Origin of the sequence: Carnobacterium sp. 1290_CSPC, from assembly GCF_001053265.1 — a bacterium.
Lineage (GTDB): Bacteria > Bacillota > Bacilli > Lactobacillales > Aerococcaceae > Aerococcus > Aerococcus urinaeequi.
Genome location: NZ_JVVG01000024.1, coordinates 1 through 22,599 on the forward strand (window position 1 = coordinate 1; position 22,599 = coordinate 22,599).

General features: G+C 40.6%; 21 protein-coding genes. 2 read left to right on the forward strand and 19 right to left on the reverse strand.

All coding sequences use genetic code 11. From position 1 onward, the window contains the following. Positions 1–530 precede the first annotated feature (530 nt). The 3 genes from AC973_RS01510 to AC973_RS01520 are packed head-to-tail and all read right to left on the reverse strand — an operon-like array spanning position 531 to position 2,904. Positions 531–1,877: a glucose-6-phosphate isomerase gene (locus AC973_RS01510; protein WP_048726382.1), complete on the reverse strand. Its 1,347-nt coding sequence runs from the start codon at positions 1,875–1,877 to the stop codon at positions 531–533. Positions 1,878–1,902: 25 nt separating this feature from the next. After that, complete coding sequence (locus AC973_RS01515) at positions 1,903–2,289, reverse strand: CvfD/Ygs/GSP13 family RNA-binding post-transcriptional regulator (protein WP_016897569.1); 387 nt, start codon at positions 2,287–2,289, stop codon at positions 1,903–1,905. A gap of 27 nt (positions 2,290–2,316) precedes the next feature. Further along, entirely contained in the window at positions 2,317–2,904 is a 588-nt protein-coding gene (locus AC973_RS01520) for a peptidylprolyl isomerase (RefSeq protein ID WP_048726385.1), read from the reverse strand. A gap of 190 nt (positions 2,905–3,094) precedes the next feature. Between AC973_RS01520 and AC973_RS01525 the strand changes: the two genes are divergently transcribed. Then, positions 3,095–3,604, forward strand: a complete 510-nt coding sequence (locus tag AC973_RS01525) for a divergent PAP2 family protein (protein ID WP_016897571.1) — start codon at positions 3,095–3,097, stop codon at positions 3,602–3,604. Between the two features lie 39 nt (positions 3,605–3,643). Beyond that, on the forward strand, positions 3,644–4,642 hold the full coding sequence (locus tag AC973_RS01530; RefSeq protein ID WP_048726388.1) for an NAD(P)/FAD-dependent oxidoreductase: 999 nt from the start codon (positions 3,644–3,646) through the stop codon (positions 4,640–4,642). Positions 4,643–4,737: 95 nt separating this feature from the next. On the opposite strand, the gene AC973_RS01535 is transcribed toward AC973_RS01530, so the two are convergent. The 16 genes from AC973_RS01535 to AC973_RS01610 form a co-directional block, all read right to left on the reverse strand. After that, a complete protein-coding gene (locus AC973_RS01535; RefSeq protein ID WP_048726391.1) occupies positions 4,738–5,412 on the reverse strand; it encodes a TIGR01906 family membrane protein in 675 nt (224 codons plus the stop codon). After that, entirely contained in the window at positions 5,387–6,196 is an 810-nt protein-coding gene (locus AC973_RS01540; protein ID WP_048726395.1) for an HAD-IIA family hydrolase, read from the reverse strand. Before AC973_RS01540 ends, AC973_RS01535 begins: the two co-directional genes overlap by 26 nt. Continuing rightward, on the reverse strand, positions 6,197–6,916 hold the full coding sequence (locus AC973_RS01545; protein WP_048726398.1) for a YutD family protein: 720 nt from the start codon (positions 6,914–6,916) through the stop codon (positions 6,197–6,199). It abuts the gene before it with no gap. A 42-nt stretch (positions 6,917–6,958) separates the two neighbouring features. Further along, positions 6,959–8,422, reverse strand: coding sequence for a bifunctional metallophosphatase/5'-nucleotidase (locus AC973_RS01550; protein ID WP_225968903.1), 1,464 nt, complete (start codon positions 8,420–8,422; stop codon positions 6,959–6,961). Between the two features lie 241 nt (positions 8,423–8,663). Beyond that, positions 8,664–9,125, reverse strand: a complete 462-nt coding sequence (locus tag AC973_RS01555) for a MarR family winged helix-turn-helix transcriptional regulator (RefSeq protein WP_048726403.1) — start codon at positions 9,123–9,125, stop codon at positions 8,664–8,666. Positions 9,126–9,236: 111 nt separating this feature from the next. Further along, positions 9,237–9,887: an endonuclease III gene (gene nth, locus AC973_RS01560; protein ID WP_286131723.1), complete on the reverse strand. Its 651-nt coding sequence runs from the start codon at positions 9,885–9,887 to the stop codon at positions 9,237–9,239. A gap of 43 nt (positions 9,888–9,930) precedes the next feature. Next, positions 9,931–10,578 carry a DnaD domain protein gene (locus tag AC973_RS01565; protein ID WP_048726408.1) on the reverse strand — a complete coding sequence of 216 codons (648 nt, stop codon included), beginning with the start codon at positions 10,576–10,578 and terminating at the stop codon, positions 9,931–9,933. Positions 10,579–10,760: 182 nt separating this feature from the next. Further along, positions 10,761–11,957: a pyridoxal phosphate-dependent aminotransferase gene (locus AC973_RS01570; RefSeq protein ID WP_048726411.1), complete on the reverse strand. Its 1,197-nt coding sequence runs from the start codon at positions 11,955–11,957 to the stop codon at positions 10,761–10,763. 13 nt (positions 11,958–11,970) lie between these two features. Continuing rightward, entirely contained in the window at positions 11,971–12,444 is a 474-nt protein-coding gene (locus AC973_RS01575; RefSeq protein ID WP_016897582.1) for a DUF5590 domain-containing protein, read from the reverse strand. Positions 12,445–12,483: 39 nt separating this feature from the next. After that, positions 12,484–15,348: an exonuclease domain-containing protein gene (locus AC973_RS01580; protein WP_225968904.1), complete on the reverse strand. Its 2,865-nt coding sequence runs from the start codon at positions 15,346–15,348 to the stop codon at positions 12,484–12,486. A gap of 19 nt (positions 15,349–15,367) precedes the next feature. Continuing rightward, on the reverse strand, positions 15,368–16,648 hold the full coding sequence (locus AC973_RS01585) for a CCA tRNA nucleotidyltransferase (RefSeq protein WP_048726416.1): 1,281 nt from the start codon (positions 16,646–16,648) through the stop codon (positions 15,368–15,370). After that, positions 16,641–17,432 (reverse strand): 4-hydroxy-tetrahydrodipicolinate reductase, encoded by a 792-nt coding sequence (gene dapB, locus AC973_RS01590; RefSeq protein WP_182023654.1) that lies wholly within the window; start codon positions 17,430–17,432, stop codon positions 16,641–16,643. The genes AC973_RS01585 and dapB overlap by 8 nt, the downstream gene beginning before the upstream one ends. A 68-nt stretch (positions 17,433–17,500) precedes the next feature. Beyond that, positions 17,501–18,796, reverse strand: coding sequence for a tetratricopeptide repeat protein (locus tag AC973_RS01595; RefSeq protein ID WP_225968905.1), 1,296 nt, complete (start codon positions 18,794–18,796; stop codon positions 17,501–17,503). Positions 18,797–18,962: 166 nt separating this feature from the next. Beyond that, on the reverse strand, positions 18,963–19,916 hold the full coding sequence (locus AC973_RS01600; protein WP_048726423.1) for an FAD:protein FMN transferase: 954 nt from the start codon (positions 19,914–19,916) through the stop codon (positions 18,963–18,965). A 32-nt stretch (positions 19,917–19,948) separates the two neighbouring features. After that, positions 19,949–20,938, reverse strand: coding sequence for a LacI family DNA-binding transcriptional regulator (locus tag AC973_RS01605; RefSeq protein ID WP_048726426.1), 990 nt, complete (start codon positions 20,936–20,938; stop codon positions 19,949–19,951). A gap of 20 nt (positions 20,939–20,958) precedes the next feature. Further along, positions 20,959–22,422 (reverse strand): sucrose-6-phosphate hydrolase, encoded by a 1,464-nt coding sequence (locus AC973_RS01610; RefSeq protein WP_048726429.1) that lies wholly within the window; start codon positions 22,420–22,422, stop codon positions 20,959–20,961. Positions 22,423–22,599 lie beyond the last annotated feature (177 nt).

The window sequence follows — 22,599 nt, forward strand, 5'->3', positions numbered from 1 at the left end:
TTCCATACACAATTTTTGGTTTGTCTTCTTTGTTCAGTTTTCAAAGGTCTATCTCGTTGCCTTGTAGCAACTCGTATATCATATCATCTTCATTCAATCTTTGTCAACAAAAAGTTTTAAAGTTTTTAAAACTTTTTTGACCACTTAATTACTGAAGCGACTTGATTATCTTACCCTATATTATGTTTTCTTGTCAACACTTTTTGATTTATTTTTTAAACCATTTTCGCGTGGACCGTAAACTATAAAGCTCAATTATCTTACCATTTCAACAAGATGATTGTCAACAGTTTTTTGAAGTTTGTTTTTTTTAAATCAAAACAAACAACTTCATAATAATAGCATGTCCTATCAGAACTTGTCAATCATTTTTTTACTGTTTTTTCGATTGGTTTTGCTTCGAATCGACAAGATTTATAATATCAACAAAGCAGTTTTTCGTCAATAGTTTTTTTGTCTTTTTTTATCAAAAATACAAAAAATGCCGAACATCTCTGTTCGACATTTCTTTGATCGTGATTTTAAACCACTTATTTCAACCGTTCGTTCAATTCTGCTGCTAAATCTTCGAATCCTGGCTTTCCTAATAAAGCAAACATATTTTTCTTGTATGCTTCTACCCCTGGTTGGTTGAATGGATTTACCCCATTTAAGTAACCAGAAATTGCTACTGCAATTTCAAAGAAGTAAATCATGTAACCTAAAGAGTAAGCATCCATTTCTGGAATGGTTAACACGAAGTTAGGTACGTCACCATCAGTATGGGCTAATACAGTACCTTGGAAAGCTTTAGTATTTACAAAGTCTACATCCTTACCTTCTAAGTAGCCTAAACCATCTAAGTCTTCATCAAATGCGGGAATTGCAATTGATTTACTTGGTTTGTCTACTTTAACAACTGTTTCGAATAAGTTACGTTGCCCTTCTTGGATGTATTGACCTAGAGAGTGTAAGTCAGTTGTGAAGTTGGCGCTTGATGGGTAAATCCCTTTACCATCTTTACCTTCTGATTCTCCGAATAGTTGTTTCCACCATTCTGAGAAGTATTGTAATTTTGGTTCATAGTTGATTAATAGCTCAGTTACTTTACCTTTACGGTATAAGACATTACGTAATGCAGCGTATTGGTAAGCTTCATTTTTACTTAAATCAGCATCACTGTATGCTTCCATCGCCTCAGCTGCACCTTGCATTAAGGCATCGATATCTGCACCTGAAACAGCAATTGGTAATAAACCAACTGGTGTTAATACAGTGAAACGTCCACCAACTGCATCAGGAATAACGAATGACTCGTATCCTTCAGCATCAGCTTCAGATTTTAATGCACCATTTGCTTTATCCGTTGTTGCATAAATACGCTCTTTAGCTGCTTCACCATATTTTTCTTCTAGTAATTTTTTGAAAATACGGAATGCTACAGCCGTTTCAGTAGTCGTACCTGATTTAGAAATAACGTTTACAGAGAAGTCTCGATCCCCGATTGTTTCGATTAAATCAGCAATGTAAGTTGAACTTAAGCTATTACCTGCAAAGAAGACTTGTGGTGTTTTACGTTCTTCTTTAGATTGTAAGTTTGAAAATGAATGAGATAAAAAGTCGATTGCTGATTTAGCACCTAAGTAAGAACCACCGATGCCTAATACAACTAATACATCTGAATCAGATTGAATTTTAGCTGCAGCTTTTTTAATGCGTGCATACTCTTCTTTATCATATGCTTTTGGTAAATCAACCCAACCGATATAATCGCTACCTGCACCAGTACCTTCACGTAAGATTGTATCGGCTGCCGTAACTAACGGTTGCATTTGTGTTAATTCGTGTTCTGCAATAAATTGGTCAGTATTACTATAATCAAATTTGATATGTCCCATTTTAATACTCCTCATTTATAAAATATTATTTTGTAGCCATCTTTTGTAGTGCTTCCTCAACCCACCCTGGCAATTGTTCTTCTATAGAAACAAAGCCAATTTTTGGTGCAGGACGTTTTTTAGGCCAAGCATTCTTAGCAGGTTTATTAGAGGTTGCAAGTTTCTTTAATGCTCGAATTGACAAACTCATTTTGCTGGTAAACTCATCGATATCGATAATCTTTACCGTCAGTTTTTGTCCGATGGTAAATTTATCCTCCACGTTGCTCACATAACCGTGATTAATTTCGGATATGTGAATTAATCCTTGATGGTCTTCGTCTAATTGAACAAAGACACCATATGGTTGTAAACCTGTCACTTCACCTTCAACTACATCACCAATGTGGTATGGAAATTCTTTAGTTGTCATGAAGTTGGATCCTTTCTAGTGTGTAGCCTATTCGTTTTCAAAAGTAACACTAGTAATGACAACTTCTTCTAAAGGTTTGTCTGATGCATTACGAGGTTGGTCTTCAATATCGTAGACAACGTCCATTCCGGAAACCACTTGACCAAATACAGTATGTTTTTGATCTAACCATGGTGTTCCGCCGTTTTCGCTATAAGCTTCGATGATTTCTTCTGGCCAACCACCAGCTTTTAGTTGTCCTAACATTTGTGCAGGTACTTCTTTAGCTGTTACAACGAAGAATTGTGAACCATTCGTATTAGGTCCTGCGTTCGCCATTGATAAGGCACCGTTAATGTTGAACAATTCAAGATTGAATTCATCTTCAAATTTTTCACCATAAATTGATGTCCCACCCATACCAGTCCCAGATGGGTCGCCCCCTTGGATCATAAAGTTAGGAATTACACGGTGGAAAATAACACCGTCGTAGTAACCTTGTTTACTTAGGGTTACAAAGTTTTCTACTGTTTTTGGTGCTAATTCTGGAAATAGTGCAACTTGGAAAGCACCTTTATTTGTTTCAATCGTCGCTTTCAATTGCGTATCTTTAATATCTAATTGTGGGTAAGTCATTTTCTGCCTCCTATTCATTTCTAAACTTATTGTAACAAATACTGAGCGAAAATTCTCCATTTAATGACTGAATAATTTTATTCCGCCAAGTTGATAAAGTTTTTCATATTTTCTATTTTTACAGCGAAACATTTTCCGAATGAATCTTTTTCATGCTATTATTGAATTAAATAAATTCAAGGAGGAAAACATGAATACAACAACTAATTTTCCTTTAGTCGTTACCTTCGCAGCAATCATGATTGCACAATTGGTTAAATATCCTATTGCTGTTTTCTTTAAGAAACCAAACGCTAACCTCTCAATCATTCATGCTACAGGTGGTATGCCTAGTTCCCACTCGGCTGCCGTTACTTCGCTAATCACTGCTTTGATTCTTCAGTATGGTTTCTTCTCACCAATCGTTGCGATTGCCGTTTGTTTTGGTATGATCGTCATGTTTGATGCCATGGGTGTTCGTCGCCAGGATGGGGAGCAAGGGGTTTTAATCTATACCCTTATGAAGATTCTAAAAGAAAAGGCTAGAGAAACTGACGATACAGATCTATTAGCTAAATTAAACACACTTGATGAGGATCGCATGGTCATTAATGATTATTTAGGTCACAAACCTTCAGAGGTTATTGGTGGTATGACCACTGGTGTACTTGTTACGCTAGGTGTTCGTTTTATCTACATCCTATTAAATCTCCCATTATAATCAACCAACACAGTAAAACCCAATTAGAAAGAGATCACAATGACAAATAACAGAACGGACCTCCTGATTGTAGGGGCCGGTCCAGTAGGTTTATTTACCGCCTTTTACGCAGGTATGCGCAACCTAAGTGTCCGCTTAGTAGACTCATTACCTGAAATCGGTGGTCAACCAAAAGCATTATATCCTGAAAAAAATATATTCGATATTCCAGCATACCCAAAAATAACCGGTCACGAATTAAGCCAAGTCTTACAAGCACAATTGGACCGGTTTTCTACTACTACAGATATTCATCTAAACGAAAAAGTCCTAAATATTCAAAAAAATGACCAAGACTTTACGATTCAAACAAGCGAGTCGACCTATACAGCGGGTGCAGTCATTATCGCTGCCGGCAATGGTTCCTTTAAACCTCGAAAAATAGCGATTGCTGGCCTTTCTGACTATGAAGATCAGCATATTTCATACCATGTATCAGACTTTATTAAATACACAGGTAAAGAAGTTGCGGTCCTTGGTGGTGGTGACTCAGCCTTTGATGCCAGTTTGGCTTTAGCTGACCATGCTAAAAAAGTCTACTTGGTTCATCGTCGCGACCGTTTTCGTGCCCATGAATATTCAGTTAGCTTAGCTGAACAAACAGCCAATATTGAATTCGTTACCCCCTATGTACCAAAAATACTTCTTGGTAAAGACGGATTCTTGACTGACTTAGAAGTTACCAAGGCTCGTAGTCAAGATAGTCGGATACTACCTGTTGAACATATCTTTATGACCTATGGTTTTGTATCCTCAATCGATGAAATTAGAAATTGGGGTCTTGAAATTGAGAATGAATCTATCCAAGTAGACCATAACATGCAAACCAATATTCCCGGTATCTATGCAGTTGGTGATATAGCTAATTACCCGCATAAAGCCAAATTGATTGCAACTGGTTTTGGCGAAGCGCCACATGTCATTAATCAAGCGGCCCATTACTTATTCCCCGACCGTCAGGTTGCTCCACTACATTCGACATCTATGTTTACAGACTGATGTTGGTATGACTTGCAGTTTTAAAATACATAAATCAATAAAGCAAAAAAAAGCCAACCCAAAAGTGCTTGTTACAGCCTCTTTTGGGTTGGTTTTTATATACCTAAGATTTGACGGTTGAAGTCCTTTTTCCCGATACGATAAACCCATTCAATAGCGAGTTGCAAGATCAAAAAGACAGATACAAAGCATAATAAGAAGAAGGATTGATGGAGCACGAGAATAATAGGATCTGTGGCTGGGTTAAATAACCAGGCGTCGTTATTAAAGGCTATTTCATGAAAAGCAATAAAAATAGTGTTGAAATTAAAAACGAGTAAGATGATTACAATGATAGGAAGCCATCTCAGTTGCTTGAAGGGCCAGTATAGGCGCCACAAATTGTGGCTAACTTTCAATTTATGTAAGGAACAGAAGCCAATTAGGGCAGAAATCGCCATCACACCATAATTTAAATAAAATAAGTGCTTCACTTCCATAAAATGAAAGGCTGCTGAAGATGAGGTCGGAAAGTCTGACATAGATAAGGTACCTATCCAAGGAAAATTCAGATAGGCTAGCAGTTGTAAGTAGTTGTCAACAACTGTCCAAAAGGATAAATCGACGGTTTCAAAAGATTTTGAAAACCATAGGGACCCCATGAATAAGGGGACATTGGCGATGGTAACTGTGATAGCCAATGTAATAAAAAATATCAATAAGGCAAGAATCGCTATCCATAATCGTATTTTATTTAAATGTCGACTACCAGGTCGATAAGAGTGCTTCATAATTTTCCACCACCAATGTTGGCATCACGCCAAATTCTTCTAGATGATCTCTTGTATGTACCCCTGTTTCAATAAATATCGAATCAATACCAGCATTTTCTGCTGCTGATATATCTGTCATTAAGTTGTCACCTAAAAATACGGCTTGGTCTTTGCTATAGCCCATCTTGGCTAAGGCACCTTCAATAATTAAGGCATTTGGTTTTCCGCAAACTATTGGGTGAACCCGTGTAGCCGCAGTGATTACTTGACCGATGGCACCAGCACCGGGCACAAATCCTCGGTTTGAAGGGAATTGTACATCTGGGTTGGTGAGATAGAAAGCAGCACCTCTTTGAACTGCAATCGAGGCTTCAATGAATTGTGGATACGTCACTTCTTGGTCAAGGCCAACGATCACCACATCGCACGGGTCCTGGTCGACGTTTTGAGTCAATTCAAAGCCTGCGTCCACTACTTCATCTTTTAAGTAATCCATTCCGATGACATAGGCTTTGCCTGTTTCTTTTGTCAGCTTGCCAGATGTTAAATCTTCAGCAAGGATAAAGCGCAAAGTATCCACTGAGGTGTAGAAATGTTTACCCTCAACATTTAAGCCCGTAATTTTATTTAAATTATCTGCTGCTGCCTGGTGTTTACGCATGGCATTGTTGGTCACAAACATAAATGGGATATTATCTTCAATCAAGCGCTCAATAAAGTCCTTCGCACCCGCTATCGGTTGACCGCCGCGGTACATAGTACCATCTAAATCGATTAAGAAAACTTTTTCTTGTAGATCCATCTAAGCTTTATCCCCCTTTTCCTTGATACTAAAAGAATGTTGACGTTTAGTGACGACTTTTCGCTTCACAGGTTTTTGTTTTTGGGTATTTTTATTCGACTCTTTATTTTGTGAGATTGAGAAAGATGGCCCTTTAATACCTTCATGCTTCTTGTTTGACCGTCGCTGTTTATGTTTCTCTTTATTTTGGTTTGGCCCAGACGATTTATGTCGGTTGTCTGCTTTGTTCCCTTGGTAAGATTTCCGACTCGTTGACCTTTGTGATTGGTTTTTATTTTGTTTACTTCTTGAAGATTCTTGGTTTTGGTGTTTTTGTTGAGTCCAAAAGGCTTCGTTTCGTTTTTGAATTTCTTCTCCAGTACGTTCATGCAATAGCACAAAATAAGCGGCCCCAAAACTCCCATATTCTAGTAAGTAATCAGGTAAATGCTTGATTTTTTGCTCTAATGAGCCAATTTTTGCATCATCAGCAAAGAAGCCTTTCAACCGTAATTGTTCATAAGACCAGTCTCCCACGACAAAGTCATAAATATCTAAAATATCCATATACCGGTCAGCCAACGCTTCAATATCTAAAGCATCCCGGTAATTATCTACAAGCACAAATGATTGCCCGTTAATTTCTAAGGTCTCTTGACTCGTACGTTTAATTTGCGCAACGGGGTAATTTAAACTCGCCCGTTGTTCTCTTAATTCTTCTTGTTTCTTACGACTTAACATGTCATACCTCCTTACGCCTTATGCGCCTATGAATGCATATAGCTATTCATCGCGACTACTGGCTTGCTGAATCTTATCCGCAATGAGTTCTCGTATAAAGGGTTGTCCCCATAAATAATGTTTTTTATTGATTAGTTCCGTGAAAAAAGGCAAATACAATAGGTGGTCAATTGTAATGATTTTCAAAGGTTGATCTGGTGCAAGCTGGTCTAATTTTGCATTGTCTAAGACCATTAATTGCCCAAAAATCCGCCCTCTGAATCCAGATCCTTTAATCGGCATAGTTTGTAAATCTGGTCTGAGCGTTGTAATTTGCGGGTATATTTGATCCAAATATTCTGAAACTGTACACTCGACCACCATAAAGCGAATAGGATGTGGTAGTGCCTTATGCAAATCATATTTGGATACTGGCCCAGCAGGCAATCCTTGTAGAAATAAGCCCGAATTAATCATAGCAATATCTGCACCACTGGCTACTTTCATGGCGAATAAGGTGTCGTATTGTAAGGGTGAAAAATGATTCTCATCCGCTGTTAAAGTGATAGGTAATTGGCCAACGATTTGGTTTTTCAATTGGCTTTCGCCCTCTTCTAACCACCTATTTACCTTGTTATAGTCTTCATCGTAGGCAGAAATGCGGTCAGAAGCGATCAATTCTTCGTCCAATTTGAAATAGCGTGCATAATCGATAATCGGGTTAGCTTGTTGCGCATCTGTGGCCATTTTGCCAGGGGTATATAAACGCCCTTCACCTTTGTTGATTTCAAGGGTTAGATGGCCCATAAATTGCCCGTATTTACCGCCACCAGTTAATAGCGTGTGGCCGACCCATTCGCCTTTTGGTAAAACGTGGTGGGTGTGGGCACCGAAAATAGCCAAGATTTCTGGAAATTGCTCAGCGATTTGGCGGTCTGCTAGTAAACCGAGATGACTCAGCAGCAGAATACCATCAAAAGTTTCATTTGCCTTGATGTCCTTTAATACACGTGCGATGCTCAAGAGTGGATCAATCGGGTCCCAGCCAACTACGCTATAAGAAATTTCAAATGGGGCCGTCATGCCAAATACCGCAAACCGACTGCCCTGATTGGTTTGAATCATGGTGTAGTCTTGGGTATATTTGGGTGGTAGGCCACTTTCTTTATCGAAAATATTGCCTAAAACAACCGGAAAATCAGCCTGTTCATACAGGTTGTCTAGGATATCATGCTGACTTCCAATCCCCTCGTTGTTGCCAATTGTCGCAACATCTACCCCAATTTCATTCATCAAGGTTATCATATTTTGCCCCTGACTAGCTTCTGTTAAAGGATGTTGGCGGTCAACTGCATCACCTATATCAAAAAGAAAATGGGCTTCGCCTTCACTTCGATGTTTATCCGCTTGTGTTTGATAATAACGTAAAAATTTTGGCCAGTTCTCCAAGTGAGAATGCCAGTCATTTGTATGATAAAAATGGATTATTTCCTTCATATCAACACCCCAATCATTCTGTATAATCATATCATATTCGTACACTTTTCAACATGTGAAAATCTTGGCCAAGCTTACCAATAATCGATGCCGAAAAAAAAGGAGAAGCTATCACATAGATAAACTTCTCCATATAAAATCCTATTAATCCTAATATCAGGTTAGAAAAGTCAAACGCTTCCGATGCTTCCCAATATACGCCAAAAACTCACAAGTAATTGTTCGGCTTTTGGTCCAGCACGTTTAGTCTTAACGACTTTTTTCACACCTCTTATTTTTCTAGCATTTTTTGGGCTGTAAAGCCTAGTTTTTTGGTTAAATGAATAAACGTTTCTATATCTTCAGCGCTAAATTCTTGGAACATATCAGCGATTAATTGACTATGTCCAGGGAAAACTTCTGCCATTTTCTCGCGGCCTAGTTTTGTGATTTTAGCATAGATCACTCGACGGTCTTCAGGATTATGCGTACGTTCAACAAAACCCTTATCCTCTAAGCGATCAATCACATAAGTTAAGCTTGATGATGGAATCAGGATCCGTTTACCAATTTGTTGGATGGGTTGTTGACCACGATTATATAGTAACTCTAAGACTGTAAACTCGTTTTCACTTAAACCTTTCTTACGCATATCTTTTTTAAGCACTTCAAGGATGTATTGACTCCCTTTTAAGTGGACACGTAAGGCGTGTAAACTTTCAGCTGTTTGCGTCCCGTCATGTTCTGCAGGCATGTTTTCACCTTCTCTTTCATTTCCTTGTTCATAAATATACCCAACTTCAAAATATTAATCAAGTGACGTTCTGAAACTGACAGGCTCTTTTAGCTTTCAAAAATCCGATATTTATTTGAGCTTTCGACATTCACAGAAAGTAATCCTCGGGTCAGATGCACATTTAGGATTACGGGCAGTGCAGTATTCTCGGCCAAAATAAATGAATTGGTGGTGGGCATCCCGCCATCTTTCTTTAGGGATTTTCGCCATTAAGGTTTCTTCCGTTTGTCTAACGCTGGCATCCGGGTCGACAATGCCCATCCGCTTGGTCACCCGTTCAACGTGGGTATCGACCGCGATTGTCGGGATCCCAAAGGCTTCACTTAAGACGACGTTGGCTGTTTTCCGACCAACACCCGGTAATTGTATCAATTCTTCCCGGGTTTTGGGTACATGTCCATTGAATTCGTCGCGAAGTATGATGGCTGTCTTCTTCATATTCTTGGCCTTGTTATGGTAAAGACCAATCGTTTTTATATAGGACTCTAAATCTGCTAAGTCCGCTTCAGCCATATGGTCTGGGTCCGGATACCTAGCAAATAAGTCGGGCGTCACTTTATTGACCGCCACATCAGTCGTTTGCGCGGACATCAAAACCGCTATCACTAATTGGAATGGGGTTTGATAGTCCAACATGGTTTTTGGGTTGGGGTATAGTTTATCTAGCTCATCTAGGATAGCGATTGTTTCTGCTTTGGTTTTTAAAGGTAATTCAGCCACGGCTAAGCCCTCCTCTTCCATATTTAATGATTTTTCTGAAAAATTATTTATTTAGCCATTTGGTGACTGGAACCGGTGGGAGGTCTTGGGTTTGCGCTTTTTGCTTGCTGAAACCTGCTGAATCATTCGCTTGAGTCTGTTTACGTTTAGACCAGTTTAATAAGATCCGGTCCATATAATTCAAGGAATAGACATTGTTTAAGACGGATTCTTTCAAGGCTTCCTTGACGACGTCTGGGTCATAACCGTCTTTCTTGAACCAATCACTAATCTTTTGATATTCAATTGGCGATAATTGACGACCAAACTCGACTTGAATCATGTCGAACACTTCACCCTCTTTAGTAGCTTTAGCCTCTTTAAATCGTTCACTTTCGTCTACTTTATCCAATTGCATGATTTTTTGATAGAGAGGATCCAAGGAATAATACTCAACCGATTTACCTTGATCATTCTTATAAGAGGGGATACTTAGAAAGCCTCGTTCAATTAAAGACTGGATCATGTCATAAAGTTGTTGGTCTTTTACATTCATCCGCCGACCAATCAGGGAAATAGCTGGAAAGTCTTCACCTGCTTGTTGGAAAGTTAAAAAGTGGATTAAAAGCATCATTTCTTCATTTGAGATGTTCAACCGGTGGTATGATTCTAAAATACGGTTGCGTAGGACTGTATAGTATTCTCTTTGCATGCGGCACCCTCCTTTTATCGTTTTACTTGCTTATCTATTTCATCTACCGTCGTGTTATTCATTTCTTGAAAAATAACCGGTCCGCTGGGTTGCTATCAAGTCTATTATAATACAAAAAAGTTAGGACTATAAAGTAACCTAACTTTTTTTATGCGTATTTTATCAGATAAAAATTGCGTCTATTATTTAGCCATTTTCCCTTGGACAAATTCACGGATACGTTTCATGGCTTCTGCAAATGTTTCTTCGTTGGTTGCGTATGAAAAACGAATATGGTCTGCCTTTCCAAAGGCCACTCCAGGCACACCAACAACATATGCTTCATCGATGAAGGCATTGGCTAAGTCAGTTACTGATTCATAGCCACATAATCTAGCAGTTTCAGTTGCATCTGGGAATAGGTAAAATGCCCCTTGCGGTTTGAAATCTAACCTAAAGCCCGGAATCGTTAATACTTCTTCGTAGGCCGCATTTAGGCGGTTTTCAAATTCTTTACGCATGGCTTCAACGGCCTCTTCACGAGGACCAGTTAAGGCGGCTAAGGCTGCAAATTGACTGATACCTGCTGGGTTTGAGTTGATTTGACTAGCCAATTTAGCAAAAGCGCCAACATATTTGTTATCCGCTAAGGCATAGCCTAAACGCCAACCTGTCATCGCATAGGCTTTTGAGAAACCATTAATCACGATTGTATTTTCTTTAACTTCCGGTGAAATAGCTGCAATCGATTGTGATTGATGGCCGTTGTAGACTAAACGGTAGTAAATTTCATCGGCAACCACTAGGATGTTGTGGTCTAAACAGTATTGGGCTACTGCGCGGGCGTCTTCTTCACTCATAATCGCCCCTGTTGGGTTTGACGGTGTATTTAAGACTAGTAATTTTGTTTTGTCAGTCACATGTTGGTCTAACAATTCTGGGGTGATTCTAAAGTTATCACTTGATGATGTTTCAAAAATCACTGGTACCCCGTCTGCCATCTTCACTTGATCCACGTAGCTCACCCAGTAAGGTGCTGGGATTAAGACTTCATCCCCCTCGTTTAAAAGGGATTGGAAAGTGTAATAAAGGACCATCTTCGCCCCATCGGCAATAAAGACTTGATCTAACGTGTAGTTGACCTTATCATATTCAGCATGATAGTCAATGATGGCTTGCTTTAAAGCTGTAATCCCTGTTGAATCGGTGTAATGGTGACCGCGCCCGGCAGACATATCCTCTTTTACTTGTTCTAGGATATAGTTTGGGGTGTTAAAATCTGGTTCCCCTACTGCTAGTGAGATGACGTCAATTCCTTGTGCTTGTAGTGCACGAGCCTTAGCTGCAGCAGCTGATGTTTGTGACCCCTGCATTTTTTTTATTCTATTTGCTAATTCCATAGCCTCATTCCTCCTATAAGTCGTTGATGGTTTCGTACCATTCACCAGTTGTTGCATTGATGTAATGGTAGCCAAGACGGCCGTCTGCATCTGTGAATGAAACTTCCCACACGAATGTATCGTTTTCGATACCGAGGTTGGCTGTTCTTACATTGACATCAGGCATTTCGTATCTTGTCAGTGAAAAGGCATTATCTTCGTTAACCATCTCATCTACAAAGCCCATTTTCTGGTAATCAGTATCGGGTTGGTAGGCAAAATAAACTTGGCGCCCTTCACTGTTTTCGCCCATAACGGCATAATACGTTTCATCTTTGTTAAATACATAAAAATCAGTAATATTGGTTAAGCCAGCATCCTTTGCGACTTTCGTCGTTTCTGCTTCTGCACTAGCCACCATTTGTTGCGAATTCGCGTAAATATAGGTGGACCCTACCAAATAAATCACCATTACGGCGATCAAAATGGAAAATAATTTGCGTTTCATGATCTCTTGCCCCTTTTGTAGGTATATTCTAACATATTTTTAATCTATCCGCTTCAATTCATGAAGTTTTACCGTCTGCATGTTTAGAGCATCCGGCATCACATCAGCAATTTGGTCAGCATAGGCTGCCTTTTCTAACCGCTTATCGAGTGAGATAAAGATAGCATCTTGGCTACCCGACGCGGCCATCCGGCCAAAGATTTGCGTTAAATTCATTAACATATCCGGTAAGGCCACATCCTCAAAATAGTTATCGCCCAGTGATTTTAGATAATCTTGCTTGGCCAATTCATCCGGCGTATCTGGCGCTGAGAACGGCAGTCTGGTTAGGACAAAGGCGTCCGTTTTGGCATTGAGATGGACCCCTTCTTGGAAACTAGCCACTGCGAATAAAATGGCTCGTAAACTGTCTTCATACTGACGGGCTAACCGGTCTAGATTGCGTTGATTGTTTTGAACAATCAGGTTGCCATAGTCAGACCGAGCCATCCGCTGCTTCATTTCAAATTGCGTTGCCCGCATCAAAGACCTAGACTGGAAGAAGACTTGGATTTTCCGCATAGTTTTGCGATTGGTCCATAGGGTTTCTACCAAATCAGCAATCACCATAGCAGCCTGGTCTTCATTGTATTTGTCGATAGAGAGGAAATCTTTCAGGTAATAGCCACGAACTTGATGGTTCCGCCCTTGGACAAATTGCTGGGTGTACGAATCTTCCATGAAAGAATACCAGGCAAAGTCCTCGATACCAAATAATGACTGGATCATATTTTTAGACCGGACGATTTCAAGTGACGCCGATACCAATAACATTTTGCTTGGAATCGCTTGGAAAATAGCCGCTAAATGAGACTGACTGGTGTACAATTTGCGGTCAATGGTCACTTGGACACTGTGTTTGCCGAAGTTGACTTGTAAGTCCGCATAATAATTTTCACTTGATTTAGTTGTTTCTAGCCAGATTTGAATTGCGTAATCGTACTGGTTTAACTGGCCAAGTATTTGCTGGTAGGCCCGCTTGGTCAAAATTTCCATTTGGTATAGCTGTCTCGCAATGACCTTCAATGGTGACACCATCTTAGACATGGCTGTAACCGCCTTTTGGGCCGACTCACGCCAATTGGCTACTAGATAATAGTCATGTGCAATATAATAGGATTTTTGCGCCGTATGCCGTTGGTAGTAAGACTTGGTTTGGAATTTATCTGAAATTTGATCGATAAACCGGTCTAAATTGCCCCAGGCTTCCTGTAAATTTTTCTCCACATGGTAGAGTTTGTCGACTGCCTGGATTTTCACATTGTTGGTGACTACCTTGTCCATCAACCGATGCACCGTTCGTTCCATCGCCGTTAAAGTTTCCTCCACCTCTTTCGATTGGAGGGTCTTAATCTGTTGTTGATGGACGGTGACTGGTAATTGATGGCATTCATCAATAATGACCTTAGCTTCTTCTGTCAAAATAGCTTGGTCAATTAAATCTTGGTAATGGTAGACAAAGTAAGCGTGGTTTAAAATCACGATATCTGCAGATTTGGCTTCCGTCACATGTCGTTCATAGAAAGCATAATCCGCCCACCGTTGAATTTCATCATTTCGGCTGCCTTTTGATTGGCGATTGACATTTTGCCAGTAAAGCTCATTATTTAAGCCAGGATTCAGTTCATGCAAGTCACCTGTTTCAGTTTCATGCAACCAGACAAAAAGTGCCACTGAAATTAAGACATCTCGTTTTAAGGCCGATTCTGGATGTTGCTTTAACTGTTGGGTGTATTTCTGCAATTTCGTCAACTGGATAAAGTGGTTTTGCCCTTTTAAAATCACTGTTTTCAAAGGTTTGCCTAATAGGTTGGCCGCTAATTGGACCGTTTTATCCAAGAACTGGTGCTGTAAGATCACTGTTGAGGTTGAAATGACCACTTGAGTTTGCCCGTTATTTACCCCAGACTTAGCCCCAGTTTGTTGACTAGCCGTATCATCAGCTGATAAGGCCGATACCACGTAGGCCAAGGATTTTCCAACTCCTGCATTGGCCGTTAGAAAGGCGTATTTAGGTCTTTTATTCGTATCTGTAGAGGTGGTCGCTTTCTCATGGAAAAATGGTGCTACATCTTTGACCATCGTCTTTTGAAGGGGCGCTAAGCTTACCCCGTGATTGGCTTCAATCACCTTTAAATCACCAGCTTGTAAATAGCTAGCTTCTTTTGTCCCAAAGCCAGCAGGAAAAATATGAAAATTGGCTAATTTTGGATTCAAGACAAATGGCGCGATGTATTCGTAAGGACGTTTGGGCCCCTTGTGGTCTTTAAACCATAAGGCCATGTAGTCGCCGGTTTGCCCAATAAAATAATGTAAGAATGGCTGAAGCTGAGCGAATAACTCGACTGGCATGGTGGCTACTTTTTCCTGACACATAATCAAAATATGGGCGGTTGCCACTGCATCATCAATGGCCGTATGGGCATTTTCAAGTTGGATGCCGTGTGCTAGACAGAATTCACCAAGTTTATAGGAATCTGCCGTTGGGAAAAGGGTCCTCACCATTTCCACAGTATCTACCCGGTCATGGGTCATAGCCGGGTAGCCGTGAGCTTGGAAGCTCTTGTCTAAAAATTTGTAATCAAAGCCAATATTATGGGCAACAATGACCGTGTTGGACAGCTTTTGCCAAAGGAATTCTGCAACTGCTTCAAACTTTGGCGCCCGCTTGACTTGTTCATTAGTAATCCCGGTCAACTTGGTAATTTCACGTGGAATTTCTTGGTTAGGAAAGATATCCGTAGCAAATTGATCCACAACCTGCCCGTTCTGAACAAAGGCCACCCCAATTTGAATAATGCGGTCACCGTTATCATATGTAGATCCTGTTGTTTCTAAGTCCAGAACCGCATAAGTGGTTGTCACTTCTAACACCTTCCTACAATTAAATTTCGTTTATTTGATCATGATGGGTATCTAGATAAGCCAATAAAGCCGCTCGGTCATTCACCACATCTTGGGCCACAACAGCTTGCTCTAAAAACTGTAGCATTTGGCCTATAGCCCGTTTATTTTCTGGATTGATTTCTTGAATAATATCTTGACCATTGATAGCTAAATCACGTAATGATTGAATCGGTAGTTGGTCAAATAAGTCCTGAACGACTTGGACTTTTGGCTGTTTGAAAACAGCTTTAAATCCTTCTTGACCAGCTGCTTGCTGTGCTTCGATAAAACCTTCCACTAAGACAATTTGATCTGGGTCACGGCCGTATAAATCAGCTAGGGTCCATTCAGCTGCTTGGGCCCGATAAATCAAGATATCTAAGTAAGCAAGGATATCCTTTTGGGCTTTGTTAGACATTTTCCAAGCCTTGGTGAATTGGCGGACTTGCTGTTGAATGGCCGCCAAATCTTCCTTACCATTTCGTTCAAAGGCCCGCCAGAAGAATAAGGCCCAGGCAAAGTTTTCATTTGGGATTTGGACTTGGTCACTGGTATGACCTAGTAAATCTGTGAAAACAGCTTTGTAATCCGCTAAATAGGGTACATACTGAATTAAATCTGTTTCAAGAAAATAGTCTAATCCTTTGTGCCAATTGACACCAATCCACAGTTTATTCATTTCAACCGCAATTCGTTCAACTGCAATATGAATTAATATCCCAGCGTTTTCAGCGATTGCTACTAGGGTTTCTGGCTCAATTTGAAAGTCAAGTTGACTAGCAAACCGAACGCTTCGCATCATGCGGAGACCATCTTCATTAAAGCGGTCATGTGGATTACCCACAGCCCGGATAACTTGGTCTGCTAAATCCTTTTGCCCATGGAAATAATCCACTATCTTGTGGTCAGGATTCATGGCCAAGGCATTAATGGTAAAGTCACGGCGCAATAGGTCTTCTTCTAAGTTTTGAACAAAGGTTACCTTGTCCGGGCGACGGTAATCTTGATAGGTCGATTCGGTTCTAAAGGTAGTGATTTCATAGGTTTCACCTTCAAACCAGACCATAATCGTCCCATGATCTAAGCCCACATCAAAATGACGTGGAAACAAGGCTTGAACTTCAGCTGGATAGGCAGAGGTGGCAATATCTACATCATGGATGGGCAAGTCTAATAGCAAGTCCCGCACAGCACCACCCACAAAGTAAGCCTCGTAGCCAGCCTCATTGAGGGTATGAATAATAGGTGCTGCTTTGGTAAATTCTTGGCTATTAGTCATCTAATAAGTGCTCCAAACCATAGATTAAACCGTCTAATTCGCCCACTTTTTCAACTGCCAATGCTACGCCGGGCATGTATGAGTTACGGTCGAATGAATCTTGACGGATAGTTAAGGCTTCCCCAACACCGCCGAATTGTACGATTTGGTGTGAGTTGTAGCCTGGTAAACGTAATGAATGGATGCGGATGCCGTGGAAATCAGCGCCACGTGCGCCTGGCATTGATTCTGTTTCCTCTGGATGTCCAGAAACATGCTCGCCGCGTGCTTCATAAATTAATTTAGCTGTTTTTTCGGCCGTACCACTTGGGGCATCCAATTTTTGATTGTGATGAATTTCAGTAATTTCAACGTCTGGTAAATATTTAGCAGCCTTAGCTGAGAAGACTTGCATCAATACTGACCCAATGGCGAAATTCGGTGCAATTAAACCACCCAATTTTTTTGCTTCAGATAAAGCCGTTAATTCTTCAATTTCTGCATCAGTAAAACCAGTTGTACCAACTACTGGGTGGATATCATGTTCAATATAGTATTTGGTATTTTGATAAGCTGCAGCTGGAATCGTAAAGTCGATGGCTACATCAATATCAACTTGGCTAATCGCATCTTGAATGCTTTCAAAAATTGGCGCCTTATCTGACCATTCAGCTACTCGGTCTGCTTGCTTGTTTAAATCATTATTGGCTAAAGCCACCAATTCAAATCCTTCATGGTTAATGACCATGTTGGCGGCTGTGGAACCCATTCTACCTAAAAATCCTGTTACTAATACGCGCATAATCCTGCCTCCTAAAATTCTCATTCACTATGGTTCATGTAATCTCACTCGTATGTATCCTCGTATTTTGATTAAAAACCTTCGTTTTCAGCCAACCAATCTTGTAAACTTTCATAAACATCTTGGAATTCTGGTCTTTGGGCTAAGTCACTTTGTTCTTTAAAGATTGCTTCAATTCGGCGCCAGTCCCCTGCTTCTCGTAAAAAGTCGAAATAGTCATGTAAGAAGGACATATCTTCTTTCAACTGTGGGTAAGCATCGGTGTAGGCTTGGTTAGCAAAGTCAAATTCTTCTAACTCTTGGAAGACTTTAGCCTTCATCCAAACATAACGGTCAAACTCGATCCCTTTTTCATCCATATCTTGAATCAAGGCTCGGGCTGTTCCGTAGTCCTCGTCATCAATCAATAATTGCAGTAGCAATACTAAAGCCTGGCCGTAGTCAGGATCGATATCTAAAGCCAATTCCAAAGCCTCTCGAGCCGTTTCCCGGTTTCCAATTTGTTGAGCAAATTCAGCCTTTTGGAAATACAAACGAGCTTCATATGGGTTCACCAAAATAGCCTTGTCGATCATCTCCAAAGCCCCATCATGGTCATGAAAGGCATTCTTCACTTGAGCGAAAACCGCTAGTAACCCGTCCGATAATTTATCGTCTTCATACAAGGCCTCTAAAATGGTATTGGCTTTTTCAAAGTTTTCTGTTTCCACATAATAGAAGGCTAATTGTTCTTGTTGCTCATCTGTCCGATCATTTTCAGGTGTCGCTTCAATTAATTCAATGGCTTCTTCAAAGTCCCCCGTTGCCGCCTTAGCATAAGCAAAATGGGCTTCAATAGTTTCAAATAAAGATTCTGGCGTCTCCTCAGACTGCAATAACCGCTCATATAACGGCAAGGCTTGTTGGAATTCACCCTGTTGGAACCGTAATTCCGCAATCCCATATAAAATCACCGGTTGGTTTGGCGCTAATTCCCGCGCTTCACTCAATTTGACCAAGGCCACTTCCGGCAAATTATACATTTGATAAGCATCCGCCTGTAGTAATAACGCATCCACATATAATGGTGATTCCGGCGTAATTTTCAGTAATTCATCAATCGATTCTTCCACTTGTCCATTATCTAGGGCTAACTCACCCTTCAATAAGATCCATGAATCTTCCTCAGGAAATCTGTCTTCTCCCACTGTATAAATCTCATTGGCATAATCCACAAAGCCTAATTGCGCCAGGCTGTATCCCGTTTGCGCCATGACTTGGGCATCTTCTTTTTCAAGCTGTCCTAAGATTTTTTCAAAAACCACATTGGCCTTTTCAATCTCATTTTGCTGTATATACGTAATAAATTCATTCACTAATTGGTCCAAAAGATCCAACCCCCTATACCTAGCCTATTTTAGCACAATTCACCAGGTAAAATCTTCCACCAGGGCTATAATTCCTCTCCTTTTGAAAAAGAGTTACCGCCCCCCACGCTGACAAGATTGTAATAAAAAAGAAGCCCATTTTACTAGACTTCTCTTGAATCACAATTTAATAATAGGGACTTTCAACTTCAGTAACCGGTGTGTAAAAGGGTTTAATCCCCTCTGTCAATACAACGTCCCCGTCTCTTGTGATAATGACCGCTTCAACCCCGCTAGTAGCAGATAATTTCGCCAATAAATCTTGACTGGTTAAATTAAAGTATAAAGACGTGTAAATCTCCCCAACCAAGGAAGACTTAGAGACGATGGTCAAGCCCGCCAGGTCATTGTCTACCGGATAACCCGTTTGCGAATCAAAAATATGGTGGTAGGTTTTGCCTTGGTATTCAAAATGCCGCTCATAAATACCAGAAGTCACCACCGACCCATCTTGAAATTGGATAATCCCGCGTAAATGGTTGCGACTTTGGTCAGGATCTTGGACCCCTACTCGCCAAAAACCACCAGGATTTTCAAGATGTGCGCCGACTAGTAATACATTCCCACCCAAGTTAATCATGCCTGATTGAACATCTTGCTCAAGGAAATAATCTTTGATTAAGTCAGCAAAATATCCCTTAGCAACTGCCCCCAAGTCAATTTCCATTCCCTGTTTCGCTAAGTAAACTGTTTGTTTCGCATCATCTAAAATAATGTCTGCAGGGTGAGTAAGGGCTAACCGGTCTTGAATAGCCCCTTCACTTGGTAAATTAGCGCCCTCAAAACCAACCTGCCATAGTTTGATTAAAGGTCCGATTGCAATGTTCAAACTAACGTCTGAACGCAGAGAATAGTCTCTGCCAATGGCGATTAATTTGAATAAATCTGCGTCTACTTGTACAGGAGCCAGACCTGCCTTCGCATTAACCCGCATCAAAAGGCTGTCAGGATCATTTGCAGAAAATCGTTCTTCATAATCCAATAGGCGACGCTTGGCTTCAGTTAATAATACCTTGGCCTTATCATGGACAATAGCTAGACTGATGGTTGTCCCCATGGCTTCAAATACAATTTCTTCCATTATTTCACCTTCTATATGTTACAAGCTGGAAACTAGACAGTCTGTCCGGGAATTAATTTAATAGGCAGGACATACCGATTATCCGCATCCTTCTTGACCTCAAGCGAGTGATCAATTTGTAGCAAGAGGACATCTACTAATAAGTCAGCCAAATCTTTAATGGGTTGGGCAATAGTCGTTAATTGCGGGACATAGGTCTGGATAAAGTCTGTACCGTCATAGCCCACTAACTTTAAATCATCCGGAATTATCATTCCCAATTCACTGGCGGTATTCATGACCAACATGGCCGTCAAATCATCCGAACAAAAGATGGCATCCGGTGTTTCTTCTAGTAATAAAGCTTTGATTATCAATTGCTTTCTAATTTGCGAAAAGTTCTTTGGAATGTTAGTGATTTGACCGTCTAAACCATGGGCCTTGGTCACATCCATAAAAGCCTGGTAACGCAAATGAGTCGGCGAATTGGGATCATTGGCCCCAGTAATCATCCAAGGTTTGGTCGGTTGCCCCTTAAGTAAGGTTTCTGTCGCCAACTTCCCACCCAGATAGTTATCAGAGGACACAATAGGAATATTTTCCCCGATATACCGGTCGAAAGAAATCACAGGCGCAGTCACCTGCTCGTAATCCGTATAATTCAAATTATGGGCCCCCGCAATAATCCCTTCCACTTGGTTGGATTGGAGCATATTCAAGTACTCAGCTTCCTTGTCAGCATCTCGCTCGCTATTACAGATGATGGTCTTATACCCCTTGGCAAAGAGGATTTGCTCCAGATGGTTGACCAATTCTGCGTAAAAAATGGTGTCGATATTAGGAAAAATCAAGCCCACCAACTTGGTCGACTTGCCTTGTAAACTCCGCGCCAGTGAATTTGGATAATAATTCAATTCTTTCATGGCTGCATGGACTTTATCAATAGTTTGTTGTGATAAATAACCCTTTTGATTAATGACGCGACTCACTGTTGTTACTGAAACACCAGCTAAAGCTGCTACATCTTGTAACTTTGCCCGCAAGGTTCTTCCCCCCTTATTCATTATTTTTGCAGGGGGTAGACCAGGTTGTTGTCAGTTCCATCTGCAAAAATATGTGTGTGTTGGTTAGATGGTGTAAAAATTCTTGAAGACATGACATAAGCGCCATCGTTCACGAAAATCTCTAATACAGATGTATCCGCAAAGACATTCACTGTCACTTTTTCTTGGCCAGCTAGGTCAAGCGTTCGACTTGTGCCAAAGTCTTCAGCAAAAATTGTCCCCATCTCACTTCTATCAAGTTTTATTTTACCATCAATTGTATCAATGGATAAGGTGACAAAGTGTTTTTTGTCTGCGTCTGCATATAATTGAATGGTCGCTTGTTTATTTGCCGCTACTTCAAAGGCATATTCGTAGTTGTTTTGGTCCATTTCAATATGGTCAAAAAGGGCTTGTGGCGCTTGTCTTAAGGCCAAGGTCTCAGCTACTGGGTATTGGTATAAATGACCATCTTGAATGCGAAATTCTTTGATTAAGCTTAAGGCACCTTGGTAACCATATTGGTCCGTTGGATAATCAATTTCCGGTAGACCTAACCAGGAAACGCCTAGCACTCGCCCATCAGGCGCATTGATCAGTTGACTGGCATACACATCAAAACCGTAATCTAAGTTTTCTAGTTGACCAGGGTTTTCTAATTTGCCTGCTGCAGTAAAAGCATCCGCCACTAGATAAGCGTTAGGGTAAATATTTTGATAGGTTAATTGGTCTTGGTCAATTCCTTGCGGACAGAAAGTGACAAAGACTTTGCCATCTACTTGGTTAATATTTGGACATTCAAACATATAGGCAGAGTCTGCTTGCGGGATCGGTAATTCGCTGTGGTAAGTCCACTGGTCTAGATTTTCTGGGTTTGCTTGGTATAAATACAAGGTCCCCCGCTCGTCAGATTTTCTTTGGCCCCCAATGACTAACCAAGATTGACCATGAGCTGTAAAATACATAGGGTCGCGGAAATGGTCTGTCGCCTGATCAATTTCATCAATGATTAGCTCTTTTTGACCCAGGGCCCCTGTTTCAGGGTCGAAGGTAACCGTATTTTGTTTTGGATGACGAACCCAATTCTCATCGCGCACATTACCTGTATAAAATAACCGTAATTTGTCACCATCAGCGGTTGCTGAACCTGAATAGGCACCGTGAGCATCTAAGGCGCTGTCAGGAAGCAGTCCCAACCCCTTTTCCTCCCAGTGGATTAAGTCTTTAGAGGTTACTCGGTACCAAGATTTTAGGCCGTGAACTGGGCCAAAGGGATAGTATTGGTAGAAAAGTTGCCATTCTCCGTTTATATACGAAAAGCCGTTTGGGTCGTTGATCAGTCCGGTTTTGGGTTCCAGGTGGAAGTGATTGCGCCATGGTGATTGGTCCGCTAATTCATTGAGTGCTGTGACATAGTCCTCTGGCCAGTCGGCATAGTTTCGGTATCGATCTGCTTTGTTAAAGCTGTGTAATTTAAAAGACATGTGTATCCTCCTAATAAATGATGAATTTCTTGCATCCTCATTCTTACGTTTATGATGCTATCATTTTAAGCATATCTTGGGAAAATAGCAAGCGTTTCCATATTAAATGTCCCTATTTTTCAATGAATTAATATGTAAATGAAAAATTTTCTGTCAAACGTTTGACATATTGCCATA

What these genes read in the sequence shown, in the direction of transcription:
- AC973_RS01510 (WP_048726382.1), bottom strand. Translation starts at nt 1,877, where the DNA reads ATGGGACATATCAAATTTGATTATAGTAATACTGACCAATTTATTGCA.
- AC973_RS01515 (WP_016897569.1), bottom strand. Translation starts at nt 2,289, where the DNA reads ATGACAACTAAAGAATTTCCATACCACATTGGTGATGTAGTTGAAGGT.
- AC973_RS01520 (WP_048726385.1), bottom strand. Translation starts at nt 2,904, where the DNA reads ATGACTTACCCACAATTAGATATTAAAGATACGCAATTGAAAGCGACG.
- AC973_RS01525 (WP_016897571.1), top strand. Translation starts at nt 3,095, where the DNA reads ATGAATACAACAACTAATTTTCCTTTAGTCGTTACCTTCGCAGCAATC.
- AC973_RS01530 (WP_048726388.1), top strand. Translation starts at nt 3,644, where the DNA reads ATGACAAATAACAGAACGGACCTCCTGATTGTAGGGGCCGGTCCAGTA.
- AC973_RS01535 (WP_048726391.1), bottom strand. Translation starts at nt 5,412, where the DNA reads ATGAAGCACTCTTATCGACCTGGTAGTCGACATTTAAATAAAATACGA.
- AC973_RS01540 (WP_048726395.1), bottom strand. Translation starts at nt 6,196, where the DNA reads ATGGATCTACAAGAAAAAGTTTTCTTAATCGATTTAGATGGTACTATG.
- AC973_RS01545 (WP_048726398.1), bottom strand. Translation starts at nt 6,916, where the DNA reads ATGTTAAGTCGTAAGAAACAAGAAGAATTAAGAGAACAACGGGCGAGT.
- AC973_RS01550 (WP_225968903.1), bottom strand. Translation starts at nt 8,422, where the DNA reads ATGATTATACAGAATGATTGGGGTGTTGATATGAAGGAAATAATCCAT.
- AC973_RS01555 (WP_048726403.1), bottom strand. Translation starts at nt 9,125, where the DNA reads ATGCCTGCAGAACATGACGGGACGCAAACAGCTGAAAGTTTACACGCC.
- AC973_RS01565 (WP_048726408.1), bottom strand. Translation starts at nt 10,578, where the DNA reads ATGCAAAGAGAATACTATACAGTCCTACGCAACCGTATTTTAGAATCA.
- AC973_RS01570 (WP_048726411.1), bottom strand. Translation starts at nt 11,957, where the DNA reads ATGGAATTAGCAAATAGAATAAAAAAAATGCAGGGGTCACAAACATCA.
- AC973_RS01575 (WP_016897582.1), bottom strand. Translation starts at nt 12,444, where the DNA reads ATGAAACGCAAATTATTTTCCATTTTGATCGCCGTAATGGTGATTTAT.
- AC973_RS01585 (WP_048726416.1), bottom strand. Translation starts at nt 16,648, where the DNA reads ATGACTAATAGCCAAGAATTTACCAAAGCAGCACCTATTATTCATACC.
- AC973_RS01600 (WP_048726423.1), bottom strand. Translation starts at nt 19,916, where the DNA reads ATGGAAGAAATTGTATTTGAAGCCATGGGGACAACCATCAGTCTAGCT.
- AC973_RS01610 (WP_048726429.1), bottom strand. Translation starts at nt 22,422, where the DNA reads ATGTCTTTTAAATTACACAGCTTTAACAAAGCAGATCGATACCGAAAC.